Origin of the sequence: Streptomyces sp. NPDC051207, assembly GCF_040682395.1 — a bacterium.
Taxonomy (GTDB): domain Bacteria; phylum Actinomycetota; class Actinomycetes; order Streptomycetales; family Streptomycetaceae; genus Streptomyces.
On record NZ_JBFBAX010000009.1, the window covers coordinates 190,143 to 208,748 of the forward strand.

General features: G+C 73.9%; 18 protein-coding genes. 7 read left to right on the top strand and 11 right to left on the bottom strand.

What is annotated here, in order from left to right:
* Nucleotides 1–48: 48 nt before the first annotated feature.
* Nucleotides 49–1,437, bottom strand: coding sequence for a CAP domain-containing protein (locus AB0M97_RS12305; RefSeq protein WP_365960728.1), 1,389 nt, complete (start codon nt 1,435–1,437; stop codon nt 49–51).
* A gap of 297 nt (nt 1,438–1,734) precedes the next feature.
* Between AB0M97_RS12305 and AB0M97_RS12310 the strand changes: the two genes are divergently transcribed.
* Entirely contained in the window at nt 1,735–3,012 is a 1,278-nt protein-coding gene (locus AB0M97_RS12310) for an SGNH/GDSL hydrolase family protein (protein WP_365960729.1), read from the top strand.
* 53 nt (nt 3,013–3,065) lie between these two features.
* Here AB0M97_RS12310 and AB0M97_RS12315 read toward each other — a convergent pair whose 3' ends face one another.
* Complete coding sequence (locus tag AB0M97_RS12315) at nt 3,066–3,419, bottom strand: VOC family protein (protein WP_365960730.1); 354 nt, start codon at nt 3,417–3,419, stop codon at nt 3,066–3,068.
* A gap of 59 nt (nt 3,420–3,478) precedes the next feature.
* Here AB0M97_RS12315 and AB0M97_RS12320 point away from each other — a divergent pair, with 59 nt between their 5' ends.
* The gene (locus AB0M97_RS12320; protein WP_365960731.1) at nt 3,479–4,354 is read left to right on the top strand and encodes a universal stress protein; all 876 of its coding nucleotides are present in this window, start codon (nt 3,479–3,481) and stop codon (nt 4,352–4,354) included.
* A gap of 34 nt (nt 4,355–4,388) precedes the next feature.
* Here the strand turns inward: AB0M97_RS12320 and AB0M97_RS12325 are convergent, their stop codons facing one another.
* The 3 genes from AB0M97_RS12325 to AB0M97_RS12335 form a co-directional block, all read right to left on the bottom strand.
* A complete protein-coding gene (locus AB0M97_RS12325; protein ID WP_365960732.1) occupies nt 4,389–5,624 on the bottom strand; it encodes a DUF4032 domain-containing protein in 1,236 nt (411 codons plus the stop codon).
* Between the two features lie 32 nt (nt 5,625–5,656).
* Nucleotides 5,657–6,415 (bottom strand): MBL fold metallo-hydrolase, encoded by a 759-nt coding sequence (locus AB0M97_RS12330; protein ID WP_365960733.1) that lies wholly within the window; start codon nt 6,413–6,415, stop codon nt 5,657–5,659.
* A 71-nt stretch (nt 6,416–6,486) separates the two neighbouring features.
* Nucleotides 6,487–7,113, bottom strand: a complete 627-nt coding sequence (locus AB0M97_RS12335; protein WP_365960734.1) for an alpha-ketoglutarate-dependent dioxygenase AlkB — start codon at nt 7,111–7,113, stop codon at nt 6,487–6,489.
* A gap of 114 nt (nt 7,114–7,227) precedes the next feature.
* On the opposite strand from AB0M97_RS12335, the gene AB0M97_RS12340 reads away from it, so the two are divergent.
* Both AB0M97_RS12340 and AB0M97_RS12345 read left to right on the top strand, forming a co-directional pair.
* Nucleotides 7,228–7,854, top strand: coding sequence for a TetR/AcrR family transcriptional regulator (locus AB0M97_RS12340; protein ID WP_365960735.1), 627 nt, complete (start codon nt 7,228–7,230; stop codon nt 7,852–7,854).
* A 16-nt stretch (nt 7,855–7,870) separates the two neighbouring features.
* Entirely contained in the window at nt 7,871–9,544 is a 1,674-nt protein-coding gene (locus tag AB0M97_RS12345) for an FAD-binding dehydrogenase (RefSeq protein ID WP_365960736.1), read from the top strand.
* A 15-nt stretch (nt 9,545–9,559) separates the two neighbouring features.
* On the opposite strand, the gene AB0M97_RS12350 is transcribed toward AB0M97_RS12345, so the two are convergent.
* Nucleotides 9,560–9,910 (bottom strand): DUF488 family protein, encoded by a 351-nt coding sequence (locus tag AB0M97_RS12350; protein WP_365960737.1) that lies wholly within the window; start codon nt 9,908–9,910, stop codon nt 9,560–9,562.
* A 166-nt stretch (nt 9,911–10,076) separates the two neighbouring features.
* On the opposite strand from AB0M97_RS12350, the gene AB0M97_RS12355 reads away from it, so the two are divergent.
* Nucleotides 10,077–10,526, top strand: coding sequence for a DUF6098 family protein (locus tag AB0M97_RS12355; protein WP_365960738.1), 450 nt, complete (start codon nt 10,077–10,079; stop codon nt 10,524–10,526).
* 52 nt (nt 10,527–10,578) lie between these two features.
* Here AB0M97_RS12355 and AB0M97_RS12360 read toward each other — a convergent pair whose 3' ends face one another.
* Together AB0M97_RS12360 and AB0M97_RS12365 are read right to left on the bottom strand one after the other, a co-directional pair.
* A complete protein-coding gene (locus AB0M97_RS12360) occupies nt 10,579–12,984 on the bottom strand; it encodes an excinuclease ABC subunit UvrA (protein ID WP_365960739.1) in 2,406 nt (801 codons plus the stop codon).
* A 176-nt stretch (nt 12,985–13,160) separates the two neighbouring features.
* Nucleotides 13,161–14,384 carry a saccharopine dehydrogenase C-terminal domain-containing protein gene (locus AB0M97_RS12365; RefSeq protein WP_365960740.1) on the bottom strand — a complete coding sequence of 408 codons (1,224 nt, stop codon included), beginning with the start codon at nt 14,382–14,384 and terminating at the stop codon, nt 13,161–13,163.
* Nucleotides 14,385–14,516: 132 nt separating this feature from the next.
* Between AB0M97_RS12365 and AB0M97_RS12370 the strand changes: the two genes are divergently transcribed.
* Complete coding sequence (locus AB0M97_RS12370) at nt 14,517–15,254, top strand: TetR/AcrR family transcriptional regulator (RefSeq protein ID WP_365960741.1); 738 nt, start codon at nt 14,517–14,519, stop codon at nt 15,252–15,254.
* Between the two features lie 474 nt (nt 15,255–15,728).
* Here the strand turns inward: AB0M97_RS12370 and AB0M97_RS12375 are convergent, their stop codons facing one another.
* Entirely contained in the window at nt 15,729–16,631 is a 903-nt protein-coding gene (locus tag AB0M97_RS12375) for a LysR family transcriptional regulator ArgP (protein ID WP_365960742.1), read from the bottom strand.
* 69 nt (nt 16,632–16,700) lie between these two features.
* Here AB0M97_RS12375 and AB0M97_RS12380 point away from each other — a divergent pair, with 69 nt between their 5' ends.
* Nucleotides 16,701–17,315 (top strand): LysE/ArgO family amino acid transporter, encoded by a 615-nt coding sequence (locus AB0M97_RS12380; RefSeq protein WP_365960743.1) that lies wholly within the window; start codon nt 16,701–16,703, stop codon nt 17,313–17,315.
* Between the two features lie 48 nt (nt 17,316–17,363).
* Here the strand turns inward: AB0M97_RS12380 and AB0M97_RS12385 are convergent, their stop codons facing one another.
* Nucleotides 17,364–17,819, bottom strand: coding sequence for a cyclic nucleotide-binding domain-containing protein (locus AB0M97_RS12385; protein ID WP_365960744.1), 456 nt, complete (start codon nt 17,817–17,819; stop codon nt 17,364–17,366).
* 523 nt (nt 17,820–18,342) lie between these two features.
* On the bottom strand, nt 18,343–18,564 hold the full coding sequence (locus AB0M97_RS12390; protein ID WP_365960746.1) for a hypothetical protein: 222 nt from the start codon (nt 18,562–18,564) through the stop codon (nt 18,343–18,345).
* Nucleotides 18,565–18,606: the final 42 nt, after the last annotated feature.

The window sequence follows — 18,606 nt, forward strand, 5'->3', positions numbered from 1 at the left end:
GTCCCGGACGACCGCGATCCGTCACGCCCTTCGCCGGGCGGGTCGGCCTCAGCCGCCGAAGAGCTGCGTCCAGTACGTGCCCGAGCGCCCGCCGCCCGCGAAGCCCACGCCGATGTGGGTGAAGCCGGGTCCGAGGATGTTCGCGCGGTGCCCCGGGCTGTTCATCCAGCCGCGCACCACCTCGGCGGGGGAGCGCTGGCCGCAGGCGATGTTCTCCCCGACGCTGCGCCGGGGGGAGCCCGCCGCGGCGGCCCGGTCCCCCGGTCTGCGGCCGTCGGGGGACGTGTGGGAGTAGAAGTCGCGGGCCACCATGTCCGCGCTGTGCGCCTGCGCGGCGGTGGTGAGGAGCGGATCCACGGCCAGGGGCGGCAGACCGGCCGCGGCGCGCTCGCGGTTGGTGAGGTCGACGACGTCGGTCACCGTCCGGCGCAGGCCCTCCGGTGTGAGGGGCGTCGCCCACAGCGCCGTCCAGAAGGTGTCGCCGGACGGCCCCCGCGCCGCGTACGCCAGCCCCGCGTGGACGTACCCCGTGTCGTGCAGGGTGCGCCGGGCCTGCTCGGTGCGCAGGCAGTACGCCACGAACTCCGCGGGGCTGCGCGGCCCGGACACCAGGTGCTCGCCGACGGTGAGATACGCGTACCCGGCGGTGACGACACGCTGGTGGACGGAGACGCCGTCCCGGCTCTCGATGCTCAGCCGCCCGGCGGCGGCCATGGCCCCGGCGTGCGCACGCGCGGCCGACATCAGGCGGGCGTCGAGCGCCACGGGCGGTGAACCGGCCGCGGCGCGGGCGGAGTTGACGACGGCGAGGAAACCCTCGGGGTCCGGGACGGGCGCCGGCGCGCGGAAGCCCTGCCCGCCGGGGACGACCGCGGCGGCGCTGGAGAAACCGAGGGCTGCCGTGTCGGGTGGACCGGGTGCTGCCGTGCCGGGAGCTGCCGCTCCCGGCGGCGTTGCGTCGTCCGTGACGTCCACGCCGAAGTCCCGGGCGAGGCCCGCCAGCCCGTCCGCGTACCCCTGGCCCAGGGCGCGCAGCTTCCAGCGGTCGCCGCGCCGGTACAGCTCCGCCAGCAGCAGTACCGTCTCCTCGCCCGGCCGGGGCGCCGCGAACCGGGCGACCGGCCGGCCCTGCGCGTCGGTCACCTGCGGGGCGGGCGGGGGCAGGGCGCTCAGCGGCGTGCCCGGCTCGGCGGGGCTGACCGCCACGGTGACCCGGGTGGCGCCCGCCCGCAGCCCGGCCGGGTCGACGCGGAGCGTGTCGCCGCGCAGGGCGATCCCGGGCGCCGACGGCTGGTTGTAGAACACGAAGTCGCCGTCGTCACGGACCCTGCCGCCGTCGTCCGTGACCAGCGCCGACACGTCGAACGGCCCCGGCACCCGGACCGTCACGACACCCCCCGGCAGGGGTACGTTGCCCCCGGGAACCAACTCCCTCATCCCGCCGCCCCCCTGAAGCCGTCCCCGCGTGCGGCCGCCACCGCGCCCCTGTCCCGGGAACGCGTCCCGGCGAGCGAGGGTTCCACACCGCGAGGCTGGGGACCAGGGGAGGGCGGACGGGACGTCACACCCGTGACGGGTGAGCCGGTGCGGCGTTCTCGTGCCGTGCCCCGTACGCCCGGGCGGCTCGCCACCGGCCGTGGCAGCGCTCGGCGGGCGGGCCCCGTCGTCGCTGCGCCACCGGCCTGTGGCATCGTCCGGCGGGCGGCCCTCGTCGTCGACAGTGAGGAAGGACGGATGACCGACCCAGCGGCGCCCACGCGCCCTCGCCCGAACACCCCGGGCGTGGTGGCGGCACGGATCGTACGAGGGTGCCGGGCGGCGGCAGCCGTCCTGCTGCTGGCCGCCACCGTCCAGTGCGCCCCGGCCGACGACTTCACGCAGGGCTCCACCGGCCCCCGTGACGTGGTCACGTGGGCGGCCGGCGCCCAGCGGCTCGGCGAGGGCGTGGCCGGGCGCGGCTACCGGCTCGTCGTGCACACCAGCGTCGGCGGGACCGGCCCGCGGGTCAGGCTCTCCAACGCCCACGGAGACCGGCCGGTGACCTTCAGCAGCGTGTACGCGGGCCTGCGCGAGCGGGGCGCCGCGCTCGTCCCCGGGACCAACCGGCGCCTCACCTTCGACGGCGAACCCTCCGTCACCGTGCCGGCCGGCAGGGCCGCGCTCAGCGATCCGGCGCGCCTCACCGTGCCCGCCTCCTCCGACCTGGTGGTCAGCATCCACTCGCCGGACGCGGCGGGCCCGGCGACCGGTCACTGGCTGGCCATGCAGACCTCGTACACGACCCACGGCGACCACACCGCCGAGGAGAGCGGCGCCCACTGGCGGCGGACGACCGGCTCCTGGTTCCACCTCGACGCCGTGTCCGTACGCCCCGCCCGGCGCACCGGTGCCGTGGCCGTGCTCGGCGACTCCCTCACCGACGGCTGGCGCTCCACGACCGGCGCCAACCGCCGCTGGCCCGACCTCCTCGCCGAGCGGCTGCGCCGCGCCGGTTCGCAGGTGCGGGGCGTCGCCAACGCGGGCATCGCCGGCGGCAAGGTCCTGTCGGACGGCGCGGGGCCGAGCGCCCTGACCCGGCTGGGGCCGGACGTGCTCGCCCAGCCCGGCGTACGCACCGTGATCCTCTTCCAGGGGATCAACGACATCAAGTACCGCCCCGGCGCCACGGCCCCCCAACTCCTCGCCGGCCACCGGGATATCGTCAAGCGCGCGCACGCGGCCGGGAAGTGCGTCGTCGGCGCCACCCTCGCCCCGTTCAAGGGCTGGACGGAGTGGACCCCGCAGGCCGAGGCCGTACGCCAGGACGTCAACCGCGCGATCCGCGGCGGCGGGCTGTTCGACGCGGTCACCGACGCCGACCGCGCCCTGCGCGACCCCCACCGCCCGGGGCGTCTGCGGCCCGCCTACGACAGCGGCGACCATCTGCACCCCAACGACCGGGGCATGCGCGCGATCGCCGACGCGGTCGACCTGACGGCCCTCGACTGCCGCGCCCGCCCCGAGGCGGACTGACCGCACACGCGCCCGCCGACCCGTCGTCCACAGTCAGGACGAGGTCCGCGCCCTCAGCCCCGGCGCGGCCCCAGCACGCAGAACTCGTTGCCCTCCGGGTCCTGGAGCACCACCCACGGCGCGTCGCCCTGTCCGACGTCCGCGCGGCGCGCGCCGAGTGCCAGCAGCCGGTCCACCTCCGCCGCCTGGTCGACCGGGCGGAAGTCGAGGTGCAGCCTGTTCTTGACGGTCTTGCCCTCCGGCACCGGAGCGAACAGCAGCCCCGGCAGCCGGTCCGGCTCGGGCCGGATCTCGAACTCGCCGGGCTCCTCGCCGACCACCACCCAGCCGAGCGCCTGCGCCCACCAGCGGCCCAGCGCGGCGGGATCGGCGGCGTCGACCACGACCTGCTCCCACTCCAAGGACATGGGGAGAGGGTAGTGAAGACTGGCCCGAACACGCGACCGCACAACAGGGAGGCAGCGGCATGACAGGCGCGATCACGGCAGGCGTCGACGGAACGGCGGAGTCCCTCGCGGCACTGGACTGGGCCGCCAGGGAGGCGGTCCGGCGCGGCCTGGCGCTGCGCGTCGTGCACGCCTGGCGGTTCCAGCAGTACGACACCGTCGGCTCCGTGGACCGCGAGAGCCAGCAGCAGGCCGCGCGGGCCCTCGCCGACGAGGCCGCCCGGACCGTCGCCGAACGGCACCCCGGCCTGCACGTGAGCACCGAGGTGCCCGAGGGCGGGCCCGCCGACACGCTCGCCCGGGCCGCCGCGGACACCGAGATGCTGGTGCTCGGCTCGCGCGGCCACGGGGCCGTGGTCGGCTTCCTGCTGGGCTCCGTCGGCCAGCAGGTCGTCGCCGGGACCACCCGGCCCGTGGTGCTGGTGCGGGCGAAGGACCGGCCAAGCACCGAGGCCGCCGGCCGGGAGGTCGTCGTGGGCCAGCAGGGCGAGCCGGACGACAGCGCCGCCGCCCTGCGGTTCGCGTTCGAGACGGCCGCCGCCCGCGACGCCACCGTGCGGGTCGTGCGGGCCTGGACGCTGCCGCCGCTGTTCGCCTACAGCCCGGCCTCGCTCAAGCTCCTCGACGAGGCCGGCGGCCTGGAACCGTTCGAGAAGAAGGCACTGGCCGAAGCGGTACGGCCGTGGCGGGAACGCTTCCCGGACGTCCGCGTGGTCGAGCACGTGGAGATGGGCAGCGCCGGCCAGGTGCTGCTGTCGGTGGCGGGCACCGCGCAGCTGATGGTTGTCGGGCGCCGCGCGCACCGCACGGCCGTCGGCGCCCGGATCGGCTCGGTCGCGCACGGCGTGCTGCACCACGCGGACTGCGCGGTGGCGGTCGTCCCGCACACCGCCTGACCGGCGTGCCGTCACGGGCGAGACGCCCCGGCCGTCAGTCCGGCACCGCCGGCTGGAGCGTCTCGCGCGCCTTGGGCAGCACGTTCTTGATGTAGTCCTCGACGGCCGTGTCCAGGCCGATGTCGTGCTGCGCCCGCTCGGACAGGTACCAGCGGTGCTCCAGCAGCTCGTGGTAGATCTCGGCCGGGTCCATGGCGCCGCGCAGCTCGACCGGCACGGCCCGCACCGTGGGCCGGAACACGTCCCGTACCCACCGGTGCGCCAGCACTTCGGGGCGGGCCGCGAGCGGGTCGCCCGGGGCGAAGTCCTCCTGGGTGGCCATCCAGCTCTCCAGGTCGTTGAGCAGCCGCCTGGCCTGGTTCTCCTCGGCGTCCAGCCCGGTCAGGCGCAGCAGCTGGCGCTGGTGGTGCCCGGCGTCGACGACCTTCGGCACGAAGGTCACCGTGTCGCCGTTGGAGGAGTGCTCGATCTGCATCTCGGCCACGTCGAACCCGAGGTCGTTCAGGCGGCGTATCCGGCGTTCTATGTAGTGGTACTTGCCCGCCGGGTACACCGAGGTGCGGGTCAGCTCCTGCCACAGGCCCCGGTAGCGGGCGCAGATCTCCCTGCCGAACTCGATCGGGTCGACCGAGGGGTGCAGCGCCCCGGACGCCTCCAGGTCGAGGAGTTCGCCGCTGATGTTGACGCGCGCCAGGTCGAGGTCGTAGTCGCGCTGCCCGGGGCTGAGCTGCGGGTGCAGCTCGCCGGTCTCGGCGTCGACCAGGTACGCGGCGTAGGCGCCCGCGTCGCGCCGGAACAGCGTGTTGGACAGCGAGCAGTCGCCCCACGCGAAGCCGGCCAGGTGCAGCCGCACCAGCAGCACGGCCAGCGCGTCCATCAGCCGGTGCATGGTCTCCGGACGCAGCGTGGTCTCGAACATCGAGCGGTACGGCATGGAGCCGCCCAGGTGCCGGGTGATCAGCACCGGCTCCAGCGGGGCGCCGTCGCCGTCGGTGCGGCCGGTGACGACGGCCAGCGGGTCCACGGCCGGAATCCCGAGGCGGTCCAGGTCGCGCAGCAGCTCGTACTCGCGCAGGGCGGGGCGCCGGGCGAGTTCCTTGACGGCGATCACCTCGTCACCGGCGCGGGAGTAGCGCACCACGTGCCGGGAGATGCCGCGCGGCAACGGGACCAGGTACTCGTCGGGCCAGTCCTCCAGTGGGAGGTGCCACGGCAGTTCCAGCAGGAGCGCCGGGTGCTCGGAGTTGGTCGCGCTGATCTGCAGAGCCATGGGTCGAGTGTCCTTGTCTCGGCCGGTGATCGTCACCTCACCCTAGAGGAACCGATTTTCCTGGCCAGCCGCGCTGCCTCCCGCACCGGACCGCGCAGCGCGGGCCCGTGGCCGGGCAGCAGCAGGTCGGCGTCCAGCCCGGCGAGGACGTCCAGCGAGGCCGCGGCCCGGTCCCGTTCGTGGTGGAACATGCCGGGCAGCAGCTGCGGTCCCGCGATCCGCGAGGTGGGATGGCCGCTCACCAGGGCGTCACCGGAGATGAGCACGCCCGCGCCGGGCAGGTGGAAGGCGCAGTGCCCACCCGTGTGGCCGGGAGTGTGCACGGGCACCGGCCGGCCGGGCAGGTCGAGGGCACCGGTGGACGGCAGCGGGCGCGGGGCGGCGACCGGAATGTGCGCCGTGCCGCCGGACCGCAGCGCGCGCAGCGCCCACGGCAGCACACCGGGCCGCCAGCTGTGGCGCAGCACCTGCCCGGCGGACACCTGGTGCAGGAACTCCCTGCGGGCGTGCGGCACTTCGGCGTCGTGCAGCAGGACCGGCGTGCCGTAACGGGCGGCCAGGTACTCGGCGGAGCCCAGGTGGTCGTTGTGGGCGTGCGTGACGAGGACGGCCGTGACGGCCTCCGGTGAGGCGCCCACCGCCGCCAGGGACGCCAGCAGCAGTTCCCGGTCGCGCGGGTAGCCGGTGTCGACCAGCGTCACCGCGTCCCCGTCCGTCAGGAGCACCCAGTTGGTGTCGCTGCCGTGCACCAGGTGGGTGCCGTCCGCGACTTGCCGCACATCCACCCGCATGACCGTCCCGTTCGCTCCGAAGCCCCCGCCCGTCGCACCAGCAAAGCAGACCGGCCTGCGGGGGGTGTGCCTCACCGCACGCCGTGCGGCCGGAACTGGATGCTGATGCGCGGCCCCGCGGCCCGCGCGGACTTCGGTACGCAGTGCTCCCAGGTGCGCTGGCAGGAGCCGCCCATCACGATCAGGTCGCCGTGCCCCAGCGGCCGGCGCACGGTGTGGCCGCCGCCCACCGGGCGCAGCAGCAGATCGCGGGGCGCGCCGACGGACACGATGGCGACCATGGTGTTCTCGCGTGCGCCGCGGCCGATCCGGTCGCCGTGCCAGGCCACGCTGTCCCGGCCGTCGCGGTAGTAGCACAGCCCGGCCGTCGTGAACGGTTCGCCGAGTTCACCGGCGTAGTGGTCGCTGAGCGCCCGGCGTGCCTCGGTCAGCACCGGGTGCGGCAGCGGGTCGTCGGCGCCGTAGAACGCGAGCAGCCGGGGGACGTCCACGACGTGGTCGTACATCTGGCGCCGCTCGGCCCGCCACGGCACCTCGGCGGCGAGCTGTTCGAACAGCGCGTCGGACCCGGTGAGCCAGCCGGGCAGGACGTCGATCCAGGCGCCGGACCCCAGGTCGGTGCGGCGCATCCCGCCGAGCCCGCCGAGCCGCAGCTCGTCGGCCTGGTCGAACAGCGAACCCTGGAGGTGCCTGGTCATGGTCCCAGCCTACCTCGCAATCGAAAATGTGTTCCCATGATCGAAGCCGGTGACACCCGGGGGCTCGGATACATCGGTGTATCGGATACATTCGCGTATCGAACGGAGGGCGGCATGGCGGTGGAGGGCACGACCGGGCGGGTGACCAGGCGCCGGCTGCGGACGCGGGCCAGGCTGCTCGACGCGGCGTTCGCCGTGTTCGCCGCCAAGGGCTTCGGCCGGGTGTCGATAGAGGAGGTCTGCGAGGCCGCCGGATACAGCCGTGGCGCCTTCTACTCCAACTTCGCCACCCTGGACGAGCTGTTCTTCGCCCTCTACCGGCAGCGCGCCGACCTGATCGCGGAGCAGGTGGCCGGGGCGCTCGCGGTGGACGGGACGGACCTCGACGTGCCGGCGTCCGTCGACCGGGTCACCGGCATCCTCCTGCTCGACGTGGACTGGCTGCTCGTCAAGACGGACTTCCTGGTGCACGCCGCCCGCGACCCGGCCGTCGCGCGGAGCCTGCTCGAACACCGCGAGCGGCTGCGGCGGGCCATCGCCGGCCGGCTCGCCCGCGCCGCCGGGCACACCCGGCTGCCCGCCGTCCTGGGCGACGCGGACGGCGCAGCCCACGCGGTCGTCGCCGCCTACGACGGAGTGACCGTGCAACTGCTGCTGGACAAGGACGTGGAGCACGCCCGCGCCTGGCTCAAGCAACTGCTCACCGCGCTGCTGACGGACGGCAGCGGCACCCCCGGATGAAGAAGGGAACGTCGCCATGGACGCCGACGTCATCGTCGTCGGAGCAGGACTCGCCGGGCTCGTCGCGGCCCACGAACTGACCCGCCGGGGCCGCAGGGTCGCGGTCGTGGAACAGGAGAACGCCGCCAACCTCGGCGGCCAGGCCTTCTGGTCCTTCGGCGGGCTGTTCCTCGTCGACTCGCCCCAGCAGCGGCGCCTCGGCATCAAGGACTCCGCCGACCTCGCCTGGAACGACTGGCAGGGCAGCGCCCGGTTCGACCGGACCGCGGACGAGGACGCCTGGGCGGTGCGCTGGGCCCGCGCCTACGTCGAGTTCGCGGCCGGCGAGAAGCAGTCCTGGCTCGCCGGACACGGCATCACCTTCCTGCCCACCGTCGGCTGGGCCGAACGCGGCGACCTCACCGCGCACGGGCACGGCAACTCCGTACCCCGCTTCCACGTCGCGTGGGGCACCGGCACGGGCGTCGTGGAACCGTTCGTCCACTACGCCCGGCAGGCCGAACGGGACGGGCTGCTCACCTTCCACCACCGGCACCGCGTGGACGAACTCGTCATCGAGGGCGGCGCCGCACGCGGCGTGCGCGGCACGGTCCTCGCGCCGGACACCTCGCCCCGCGGCGTCACCTCCAGCCGCGAGAGCGTCGGCGACTTCGACCTCACCGCGCAGGCCGTGATCGTCACCAGCGGCGGCATCGGCGCCAACCACGACATCGTGCGCGAGCACTGGCCCGAGCGCCTCGGCACACCCCCGAAGCGGATGGTCACCGGCGTGCCCGCGCACGTCGACGGCCGCATGCTCGGCATCAGCGCGGCGGCCGGGGCCCGCCTGGTCAACCGCGACCGCATGTGGCACTACACCGAGGGCCTGCGCAACTGGGACCCGGTCTGGCCCGGCCACGGCATCCGCATCCTGCCCGGACCGTCCTCGATGTGGTTCGACGCGCTCGGCCGCCGCCTGCCCGAGCCGTGCCTGCCCGGCTACGACACGCTGAGCACCCTCAGGCACCTGCGCACCGCCGACGGCCTCGCGGACCACGACCACTCGTGGTTCGTCCTCACCCAGAAGATCGTCGAGAAGGAGTTCGCGCTGTCGGGCTCCGAGCAGAACCCCGACATCACCGCCAAGGACCGCGCGGCCTTCCTGCGCGAACGCCTCCTCGGCAAGGGCGCCCCCGGACCCGTCGACGCCTTCCTGCGCAAGGGCGCCGACTTCGTCACCGCGCCCACCCTGGAGGAACTGGTCGAGAAGATGAACGAGCTGACCGACCAGCCGCTGCTCGACGCGGCGCGGATGCGCCGCCAGATCGAGGCCCGCGACCTGCAGATCACCCACGGCTACAGCAAGGACGCCCAGGTGCAGGGCATCCGCAACGCCCGCCGCTACATCGGCGACCGCCTCGGCCGGGTCGCCACCCCGCACCGCATCCTCGACCCGTCCGCCGGGCCGTTGATCGGCGTGAAGCTGCACATCCTCACCCGCAAGACACTCGGCGGCATCCAGACCGACCTCGACTCCCGCGCGCTCGGCACCGACGGCACGCCGGTCGAAGGCCTGTACGCGGCGGGGGAGGTCGCCGGCTTCGGTGGCGGCGGCGTGCACGGCTACAACGCGCTGGAGGGCACCTTCCTCGGCGGCTGCCTCTTCTCGGGGCGCGCCGCGGGCCGGGCCGCGGCGCGGCAGACCGGCTGACCGGCGCCCGGGTTCTCAGTCCCGCAGGAGCCGGGCCAGCACCGCCGCGTGGCTGCGCTCCGGGTCCTTCGACGCGGTCAGCAGCGTCACCGTCCCGCCGCAGGCCAGAGCACGCAGCTCATGCAGGAGCCCGGCGGCTTCGGGACCGGCGAGCTCCGCCTCGTACCGCTCGGCGAACTCCTCGTACGAGCCCTCGCCCGCGTGATACCAGCGGCGCAGCTCCGTCGACGGTGTGACGCCCTTCGGCCAGTGCTCGACCCGGGCCGCGTCCTTGGCCAGGCCGCGCGGCCACAGCCGGTCGACCAGCACCCGCACGCCGTCGCCGGGCCCGGGCGGTTCGTACACGCGGCGCACCCGCACGCTCACGGGCGGACCTCCTCGGGGGTCGGCACGGTGGTCCCGCGAGGTTACTGCCGGCGCACGGGCGGCGCGACGCGACCGGGGGAGTGGTGCCTGGTTGCGGTCGCTTCCTGCGGGTACTCCGACCGCCTGACGGCACCGAGGCCGACGCGGCGACGAGGGAGGACGCGACATGAGCGCATCGGACGGCCTGCCGGTCGTGCGCACACTCGCCGAGCTCACCGGCCTGGTGGAGCGGCACCAGGGTCTGTACGTGCGCTGGTCGCGCGGACCGGAGACGGACCTCTCCGAGGTGTCCAGCACGGACGACCTCACCGGCGTGGCCATGCCCGGCCTGTCGGCCAACCCGCTGGACGTCGAGGGCTGGTGGGAGGACCGGCCCGTACGCGTGTGGGTGGCACGCCGGCTGCACGACTACGCCCACCTGCCGCACGAGAAGGGCCCCGGCGTACGGCCCTGGGTGCTGGCCGGACGGGAGAACGGCCGCGGCCCCGACAACGAGCCGCTGGTGGTCGACGCCCGCCCGATGTGCTGGATAGCCGACGACGTGATCGAGGAGGCGCGGGGCGTCGTGGAGCGGCAGGAGCACCCCTGGGGTCCGCTGCGCCGCACCGGCCGCTGACACCGCGGTGCCCCCGTCCACGGCGGACGGGGGCACGCGGCGCGGGTGCCGGTCAGGCGCCGACGTAGGCCGCCAGGTGCTCGCCGGTCAGCGTGGAGCGGGCGGCGACCAGGTCGGCGGGCGTGCCCTCGAACACGATCCGGCCGCCGTCGTGGCCGGCGCCCGGACCGAGGTCGATGATCCAGTCGGCGTGCGCCATGACCGCCTGGTGGTGCTCGATCACGACGACCGACTTCCCGGAGTCGACGAGCCGGTCCAGCAGGCCGAGCAGTTGCTCGACGTCGGCCAGGTGCAGGCCGGTGGTCGGCTCGTCCAGGACGTACACGCCGCCCTTGTCCCCCATGTGCGTGGCCAGCTTCAGCCGCTGCCGCTCGCCGCCGGACAGCGTGGTGAGCGGCTGGCCGAGGGTGAGGTAGCCGAGCCCGACGTCCGCCATCCGCTCCAGGATCCGGTGCGCGGCGGGGGTGCGGGCCTCGCCCGTGCCGAAGAACTCCTCCGCCTCGGCCACCGACATCGCCAGCACCTCGCTGATGTCACGCCCGCCGAAGCGGTAGTCCAGCACCGACGCCTGGAACCGCTTTCCCTCGCAGTCCTCGCACGGGGTGTCGACGCCGGCCATCATGCCCAGGTCGACGTAGACGACCCCGGCGCCGTTGCAGGTGGGGCAGGCGCCCTCGGAGTTCGCGCTGAACAGCGCCGGCTTCACTCCGTTGGCCTTGGCGAACGCCTTGCGGATCGGGTCGAGCAGCCCGGTGTACGTCGCCGGGTTGCTGCGCCGCGAGCCGCGGATCGGCGACTGGTCCACCGACACCACGCCCTCCGGAGCCGGGACGGAACCATGGACGAGTGAGCTCTTGCCCGACCCGGCGACGCCCGTGACGACGCAGAGCACGCCGAGCGGGATGTCGACGTCCACGTTCCGCAGGTTGTTCGCCGTGGCGCCACGGATCTCCAGCGCCCCGGTGGGCCTGCGCACCGACTCCTTCAGCCGGGCCCGGTCGTCCAGGTGGCGGCCGGTGACAGTGTCGCTCGCCCGCAGCCCCTCGACCGTGCCCTCGAAGCAGACGGTGCCGCCCGCCGTGCCCGCGCCGGGACCGAGGTCCACGACGTGGTCGGCGATCGCGATCGTCTCCGGCTTGTGCTCCACGACGAGCACCGTGTTGCCCTTGTCCCGCAGCCGCAGCAGCAGGCTGTTCATCCGCTGGATGTCGTGCGGGTGCAGGCCGACGGTCGGCTCGTCGAAGACGTACGTGACGTCGGTCAGCGACGAGCCGAGGTGGCGGATCATCTTGACGCGCTGCGCCTCACCGCCCGACAGCGTGCCCGCGGGACGGTCGAGCGAGAGATAGCCGAGGCCGATCTCCACGAACGAGTCGAGGGTCTGCTGCAAGGCGGTCAGCAGCGGCGCCACCGACGGCTCGTCGAGGCCCCGCACCCACGCGGCCAGGTCCCGGATCTCCATTGCGCACGCGTCGGCGATGGAGATCTCCTTGATCTTCGAGGACCGGGCGCCCTCGCTGAGCCGGGTGCCGTCGCACTCGGGGCAGACGGTGAAGGTGACCGCCCGCTCCACGAACGCCCGGATGTGCGGCTGCATCGCCTCCTTGTCCTTCGACAGGAACGACTTCTGGATCTTCGGGATCAGCCCTTCGTAGGTGAGGTTGATGCCGTTGACCTTGATCTTGGTCGGCTCCCCGTAGAGGAAGGCGTGCAGCTCCTTCTTGGTGTACTCGCGGATCGGCTTGTCCGGGTCCACGAAGCCGGACTGGGCGTACAGCTGCACCGTCCACTGGCTGTCCGACTTCCAGCCGGGAATCGTGAACGCCCCCTGCGACAGCGACTTGGAGTCGTCGTAGAGCTGGGTCAGGTCGATGTCGGAGACCTTGCCGCGGCCCTCGCAGCGGTTGCACATGCCGCCGATGCGCTCGTAGGTCGCCTTCTCCGCCTTCGTTTTGGCGCCCCGCTCGACGGTGATCGCGCCGCTCGCCCGGACCGAGGCTGTGTTGAAGGAGTACGCGCTGGGCGGGCCGATGCGCGGCGTGCCGAGCCGGCTGAACAGGATGCGCAGCATCGCGTTCGCGTCGGTGACCGTGCCGACCGTGGAGCGCGGGTCGCCGCCCATCCGCTGCTGGTCCACGCTGATCGCGGTCGTCAGCCCGTCCAGGACGTCCACCTCGGGCCGCGCCAGCGTCGGCATGAAGCCCTGTACGAAGGCGCTGTACGTCTCGTTGATCAGCCGCTGCGACTCCGCCGCGATCGTGTCGAACACCAGCGAACTCTTGCCCGAGCCGGAGACGCCGGTGAACACCGTGAGCCGCCGCTTCGGGATCTCGATACTGACGTCCTTGAGGTTGTTCTCACGCGCCCCGTGCACGCGGATCATGTCGTGGCTGTCGGCGGCGTGCGGTGCGCCGGGCGTCGCGCCCGACCTCGCGTCCGACCTCGTGGACGTGCTCATGCTCTGTCTCCATCCGTCGCGCGGGCCCCTGCGCGGCCCGTCGGCGTCCCCTGGACCGATCCAACCAGGCATCGGGCGGTCCGTCTGCCGCAACGCTAGAGCGGGCCGGGGGCCCGGCGCTTCTCGAATACTGACCGATACCGACCGATCCCGACGATCGGCCGGGAGGCGGCCGGTCACTGCTCCCTCATGCCCCACGGGGAGCCGTAGGCGGTCAGCAGGTCGAGGAACGGGCGGGCCGGAAAGGCCTCCGGGCCGAGCACCCCGGTGCCCGACCAGACGCCGGTGGCGAGGAGTTCGAGGGCGACGACCGGGTTGACGGCGGTCTGCCACACCACGGCCTGACAGCCGTACTCCTTCATCGACCACTCGTTGTCCACCACGTGGTACAGGTACACCTCGCGCGGTGAGCCGTCCTTGACGCCCCGCACCCAGGTGCCCGCGCAGGTCTTGCCCCGCATCCGCCCTCCCAGCGTCGCCGGGTCGGGCAGGCAGGCGGCGACGACGTCCCGGGGCGCGACCTCCACCGGCCCGGCCGGGCCCGGCACGGTCACCGGCTCGGTCCGGTCGAGGCCGAGCAGGTGCAGCGTCCTCAGCGTGTTCACGAACTCCTCGCCGAGCCCGTACTTGAAGGTGACGCGGCGCGCGTCGATCCAGCGCGGGACGAGCAGCACCTCCTCGTGCTCCACGTTCACGCACTCCACGAGGCCGATCCCCGCGGGGAAGTCGAACACCTCGGGCTCGCTGAACGGCTCGGTCGTGTACCAGCCGCGGCCCGCCTCGTAGACGACCGGCGGGTTGAGGCACTCCTCGATCGTGGTCCAGATGCTGAAGGACGGCGCGAAGGCGTACCCGTCGACGGTGAGGTTCGCGCCGTCACGGACGCCGATCTCCTCGATGGTGTCGAACAGTTCGTCGGCCGCGTACCGGGCGAAGACGTCCGACAGGCCCGGCTCCACGCCCATGCCGACGAGCGCGAGGACGCCCGCCGCCTCCCAGCCGGCCGCGTCCGCGAACTGCTCGTCGCCCAGCTTCACCCCGCACTCCTGGTACGGGCGCTCAGGGTGCGGCCGGGACAGCGACATCGCCATGTCGAGATACGTGACGCCCGCCGCCCGCGCGGCCCGGAACAGGGGCATCACGAACCGGGGGTCGGTGGCGTTGAACAGCACGTCGCAGGCGTGCCGGCGCAGCAGCTCCGCCACCGCCGCCTCGTCACCGGCGTCCACCCGCTCGGCGCGGAAGCGGACCGCCGCCCTCTCGCCGAGCGCCGACACGGCCGCCCCGGCGCGCGCCGGGTCGTGGTCGGCCACCACCATCAGCTCGAAGAACGGACGGCGGGCGGCGATCCGGGTGACGGCGGTGCCCACACCACCGGCTCCCACGAGCAGTACACGCATGACACGGACTCCCTGGAGTCGAGGAACGAGAAGGAAAGGTGAGGTGGGGCCCCTGGAGGGAGATGGTTCGCCGGGCCGTCCCTTAAGGTCAATGCCGTTGGCATAAGGGTTCCGGCACAGAGGAGGACAGTCATGGCGAAGCGGGTGGTGCCCGAGGAGAAACGGCGGCGGCGACGGCCCACGAGAAGCGGCACCGTGCTGTCCGAGACACTGATCGTGGAGACCGCGCTGCGGATGCTGCGCGAACACGGCAGCGGCGGCCTGACCGCCCGCCGGCTCGGCCTCGCCCTCGACTGCGACCCGAGCACGCTCTACCGGTACTTCCGCGGCATGGACGACCTGACCCTCGCCATCGGCGACGCCCTCATCGGGCAGGCCCTGCGGGGCTGGCAGCGCACCGGCCAGTGGCGTGCGGACCTGCGCAGCTTCGGGCTGCGCCTGCACGCCGCGTACGTCGCGCATCCGCAGGCCGCGCTGCTCACGGCGAACCGGGTCACGGGCCGCGCGCACGAGCTGGCGGCCGACGAGGCGGTCCTCGACGTGCTGCGCGCGGCCGGGTTCCCGCTGCCCGACACCGTGCGCGTCTACCACGCCTTCGTCGACCAGACCCTGGCGTTCGCCGCCCTCGACGCCGCCTCGCTGGCCCTGCCGCCGGACGCGCTGCGCGCCGACGAGGACATGTGGCTGTCGACGTACGCCCGGCTGCCCGCCGAGACCCACCCCCGGATCGCCGAGGCCGCGCCGCTGCTGGCGACCCGCATGGTCACCAGCGCGTACCCGGCGGCCCTGGAGATGCTGCTGGAGAGCGCGGCGGCGCGGCTGGAGTCGGTGCGTGGGGAGGGGGGTGGTGCAGGGGACGGCGAGGAGTGAGGGCTGCGGGTGCCGCGTGGCGGGCGGGCAGGCGGTGAAGTGAGCGCCGTCGGCAGCGCAGGCAACGATGGGAGTGGGCGCCGTCGGCCGGGCGGGCTGCGGGGGAGTGGCCGCCGTCGACTGGGCGGGCTGCGGGAGAAGTGCCGCGCGGCAGGCGGGCGGTGAAGTGCGCCGTCGGCCGGGCAGGCAACGGGGGAGTGGCCGCCGTCGACTGGGCGGGCAGCGTCGGGGTGGGCGCCGCGTGCCAGGCAGGCAGCGTCGGAGTGGCGCAAAAGGCTCAGCCCGGCGGGCCTCAGTCTGTGCCCGGACAGGGTTTCAGCCGTCCCCGCAGGGACTCAGCCGCACCCAAGCGGGCCTCACAGCCCGTGCGCGCGCAGGGCTTCACCCGTCCCCGCACGGATTCAGCCGCACCCTCGCGGCCCTCAGCCGAGCCCCTGCGCGTTCAGCCCGCTTCAGCCGTCCCGCCGTACGGCCTCAGCCGTGCCCCCGCAGTGCCTCCCGCGCCGTCGACACCACCGCCTCCGCGACCGCCGCCAGTGCCGGCGAGTCGAGCTTCCACTGCTGCCAGTACAGCGGCATGTCGACCCAGCTGTCCGGGGCCAGTTCGACCAGGCGGCCGGCGCGCAGCAGCGGGTCCGCCTGCGCCTCGGGCAGCATGCCCCAGCCGAGACCGGCCGCGACGGCCTCCGCGAACCCCTCCGACGTGGGCACGTAGTGCCGCCTCCCGCCGGCGGCGCCCGGCCCGCCGAGCCGCCGGACGAAGCCGTCCTGGAAGTCGTCCCGCCGGTCGAAGACCACCACCGGCGCCTCGGGGAGCGCCTCCGCCAGCGGCGCGCCCCGCAGCCGCCGCGCGGCGAACTCCGGGTTCGCCACCGGCAGGTACCGCATCGTGCCGAGGGCCCGCACCGAGCACCCCGGCACCGCCTCGGGCGAGGACGTCACCGCCGCCATGACGAGCCCCTCCCGCAGCAGCGCCGCCGTGTGGTCCTCGTCCTCGCGGCGCAGCTCGAAGGAGAGCGCAGGCTCCCCGGGCACCCGCGTCAGCGCGGCCAGGAACCAGGTCGCCAGCGAGTCCGCGTTCACCGCCACCGACACCCGTGTCGGCTCCCCGGCGCCGCTCAGTCCCAGCTCGGCGTACGCGTCGCGTTCCAGCCGGGCCAGCTGTCGGGCCAGCCGTACGACGACCGCACCGGACTCGGTGGGCCGCACCGGCTTGGTGCGCATCAGCAGCACCCGGCCGGTGCGCTGCTCCAGCGCCTTCACCCGCTGGCTCACCGCCGACGGCGTCACGTGCAGCGCGGCGGCCGCCGCATCGAAGGTGCCCTCGTCGACCACCGCCAGCAGCGTCCGTACCTGGTCCAGCGGAAGCTCACCCATCACATCGGCTAATGATACGTAAGAATCTTTAGCTGTATGCCAAGTGATCCTTTCCTTAGTGTCGAGGCCATGAGCCCCGCACTGACCGCCGCCGTCGCAGGCTTCGGCACTGGCCTTTCCCTCATCGTCGCCATCGGCGCCCAGAACGCCTTCGTCCTGCGCCAGGGCGTCCGCCGCGACGCGGTCCTCGCCGTCGTCGGCATCTGCGCCCTGTCCGACGCCCTCCTCATCGCCCTCGGCGTCGCCGGGGTCGGCGCGGTCGTGGTGGCCTGGCCCGGCGCGCTCACGGCGGTCGGCTGGATCGGCGGCGCCTTCCTGCTCTGCTACGGCGCCCTGGCGGCCCGCCGGGTGTTCCGCCCCGCCGACGGCCTCACCACCGAGGGGGAGGCGGCCGGGTCGCGCAGGCGGGCGGTGCTCACCTGCCTGGCGATGACGTGGCTCAACCCGCACGTCTACCTCGACACCGTGTTCCTGCTCGGCTCCGTCGCCGCCGACCGCGGCCCGCTGCGCTGGACGTTCGGCCTGGGAGCGGTGCTGGCCAGCCTCTGCTGGTTCACCGCGCTCGGGTTCGGGGCCCGGCTGCTGAGCCGTTTCCTGGCCCGTCCAGCCGCCTGGCGGTTCCTGGACGCCCTGGTCGCCGTCACGATGATCGTCCTCGGCGTGACCCTGATCGCCGGGAGCTGAGGCGCGGGGCCGCGAGTGCGAGCCCTGCCCGGCCGCGCACCGTGGGCCTCAGAGCACCCCGCGCCGGTGCATCGAGTACTGCTCCATGAGCTTGCCCCGGGTCATCTCCAGGCGGTGCGCGAGGATCTCCGCCACGCCGCGTACCAGCGTGAGCCCGAGCCGCGGGTCCTCCTCGCACGCCGCGAGCACCGCCGCCGCGTCGAACTCGTAGGCGCGCACCGGGCTGAACGCCTCAGCGCCGAAGTCCCACTGGTACGGCGGGAACAGCCAGGACCAGCCGAGCAGGTCGCCCGCGCCCAGGCTGGCGACCGTCACCCGGTGCAACGAGTTCACGCGCTGGTCCAGGCTGACGGCGCCCGAGCGGATCACCCAGAAGCGGTCGGCCCGGCCGCCCGCCTCGAAGATCCGGGCGTCCTCGGGGAAGGAGACCTCCCGGGCCAGCGCCATCAGATGCTGCCGCTGGGGCGACGGCAGGGCGGTGAGCAGTTTGATCGCTTTGGTCATGAGGCGGGGCTCCTCGCCGGCAGATGGGTCCGTCCGGGTGCTTTCCCTACGCCCATTTCAGCCGCTGTGCACGCCCGGGGCACCTTGGCGGACGGCCCTTTTTCCGCGAGCGCGAGCCGGCGGGGCACTTTTCCGCGGAGCACGGGACGCGAGGGCACAAAAAGTGCCCTGGCTGGACGGGGGAAACCAGCCAGGGCCGTAAGAGGTGACGTACGGAGGACGCTGCGTCGACCCCGTCGCCAGGTGTGAATGAACGATAAAGGACCGAGCGGCGCAGTGCGTAGCCGAAAGCGGGCCACGTGACCTGTTTCACTCGAAGAAGGCTCTCACTGGGCGTCGCGGGCCCTCAGCGGCGTCCCGGGCCACGACCCGGATCGTCTCCAGCTCCGAATCACCCGGGTCGGGCAGGCGCATCCCGGCCGCCATGCCGGCCGCAGGTACGGCCGGCATGGCGGAACCCGCTGGTCGACGGGGGTGCGGAGCGTCGCCGGGCGGGGCCCCGTGCCGAGTCGGCCCGGGGCTCTCAGTCCGGCCCCGCGTGCCTGCCGGGCGTGAGTATCTCGTCCAGCACCCGTAGCACCACCTCGTAGGACAGCTCCCGCACGGCCGCGTCGCCGGCCCCGGCCGGGTCGGTGCCGTCGAGTTCGCCGCGCCGGGTGCGCCAGGTGCGCTGTTCCGCCGCCGCGCAGGCCCTCGCGCGCTGGATGCGTCGCAGCAATTCGTCCGAGTTCACCACTTCGGTCATGGGGTCCAGGTACCCCGGGACAGCCGAATGACCGCCCCTCCG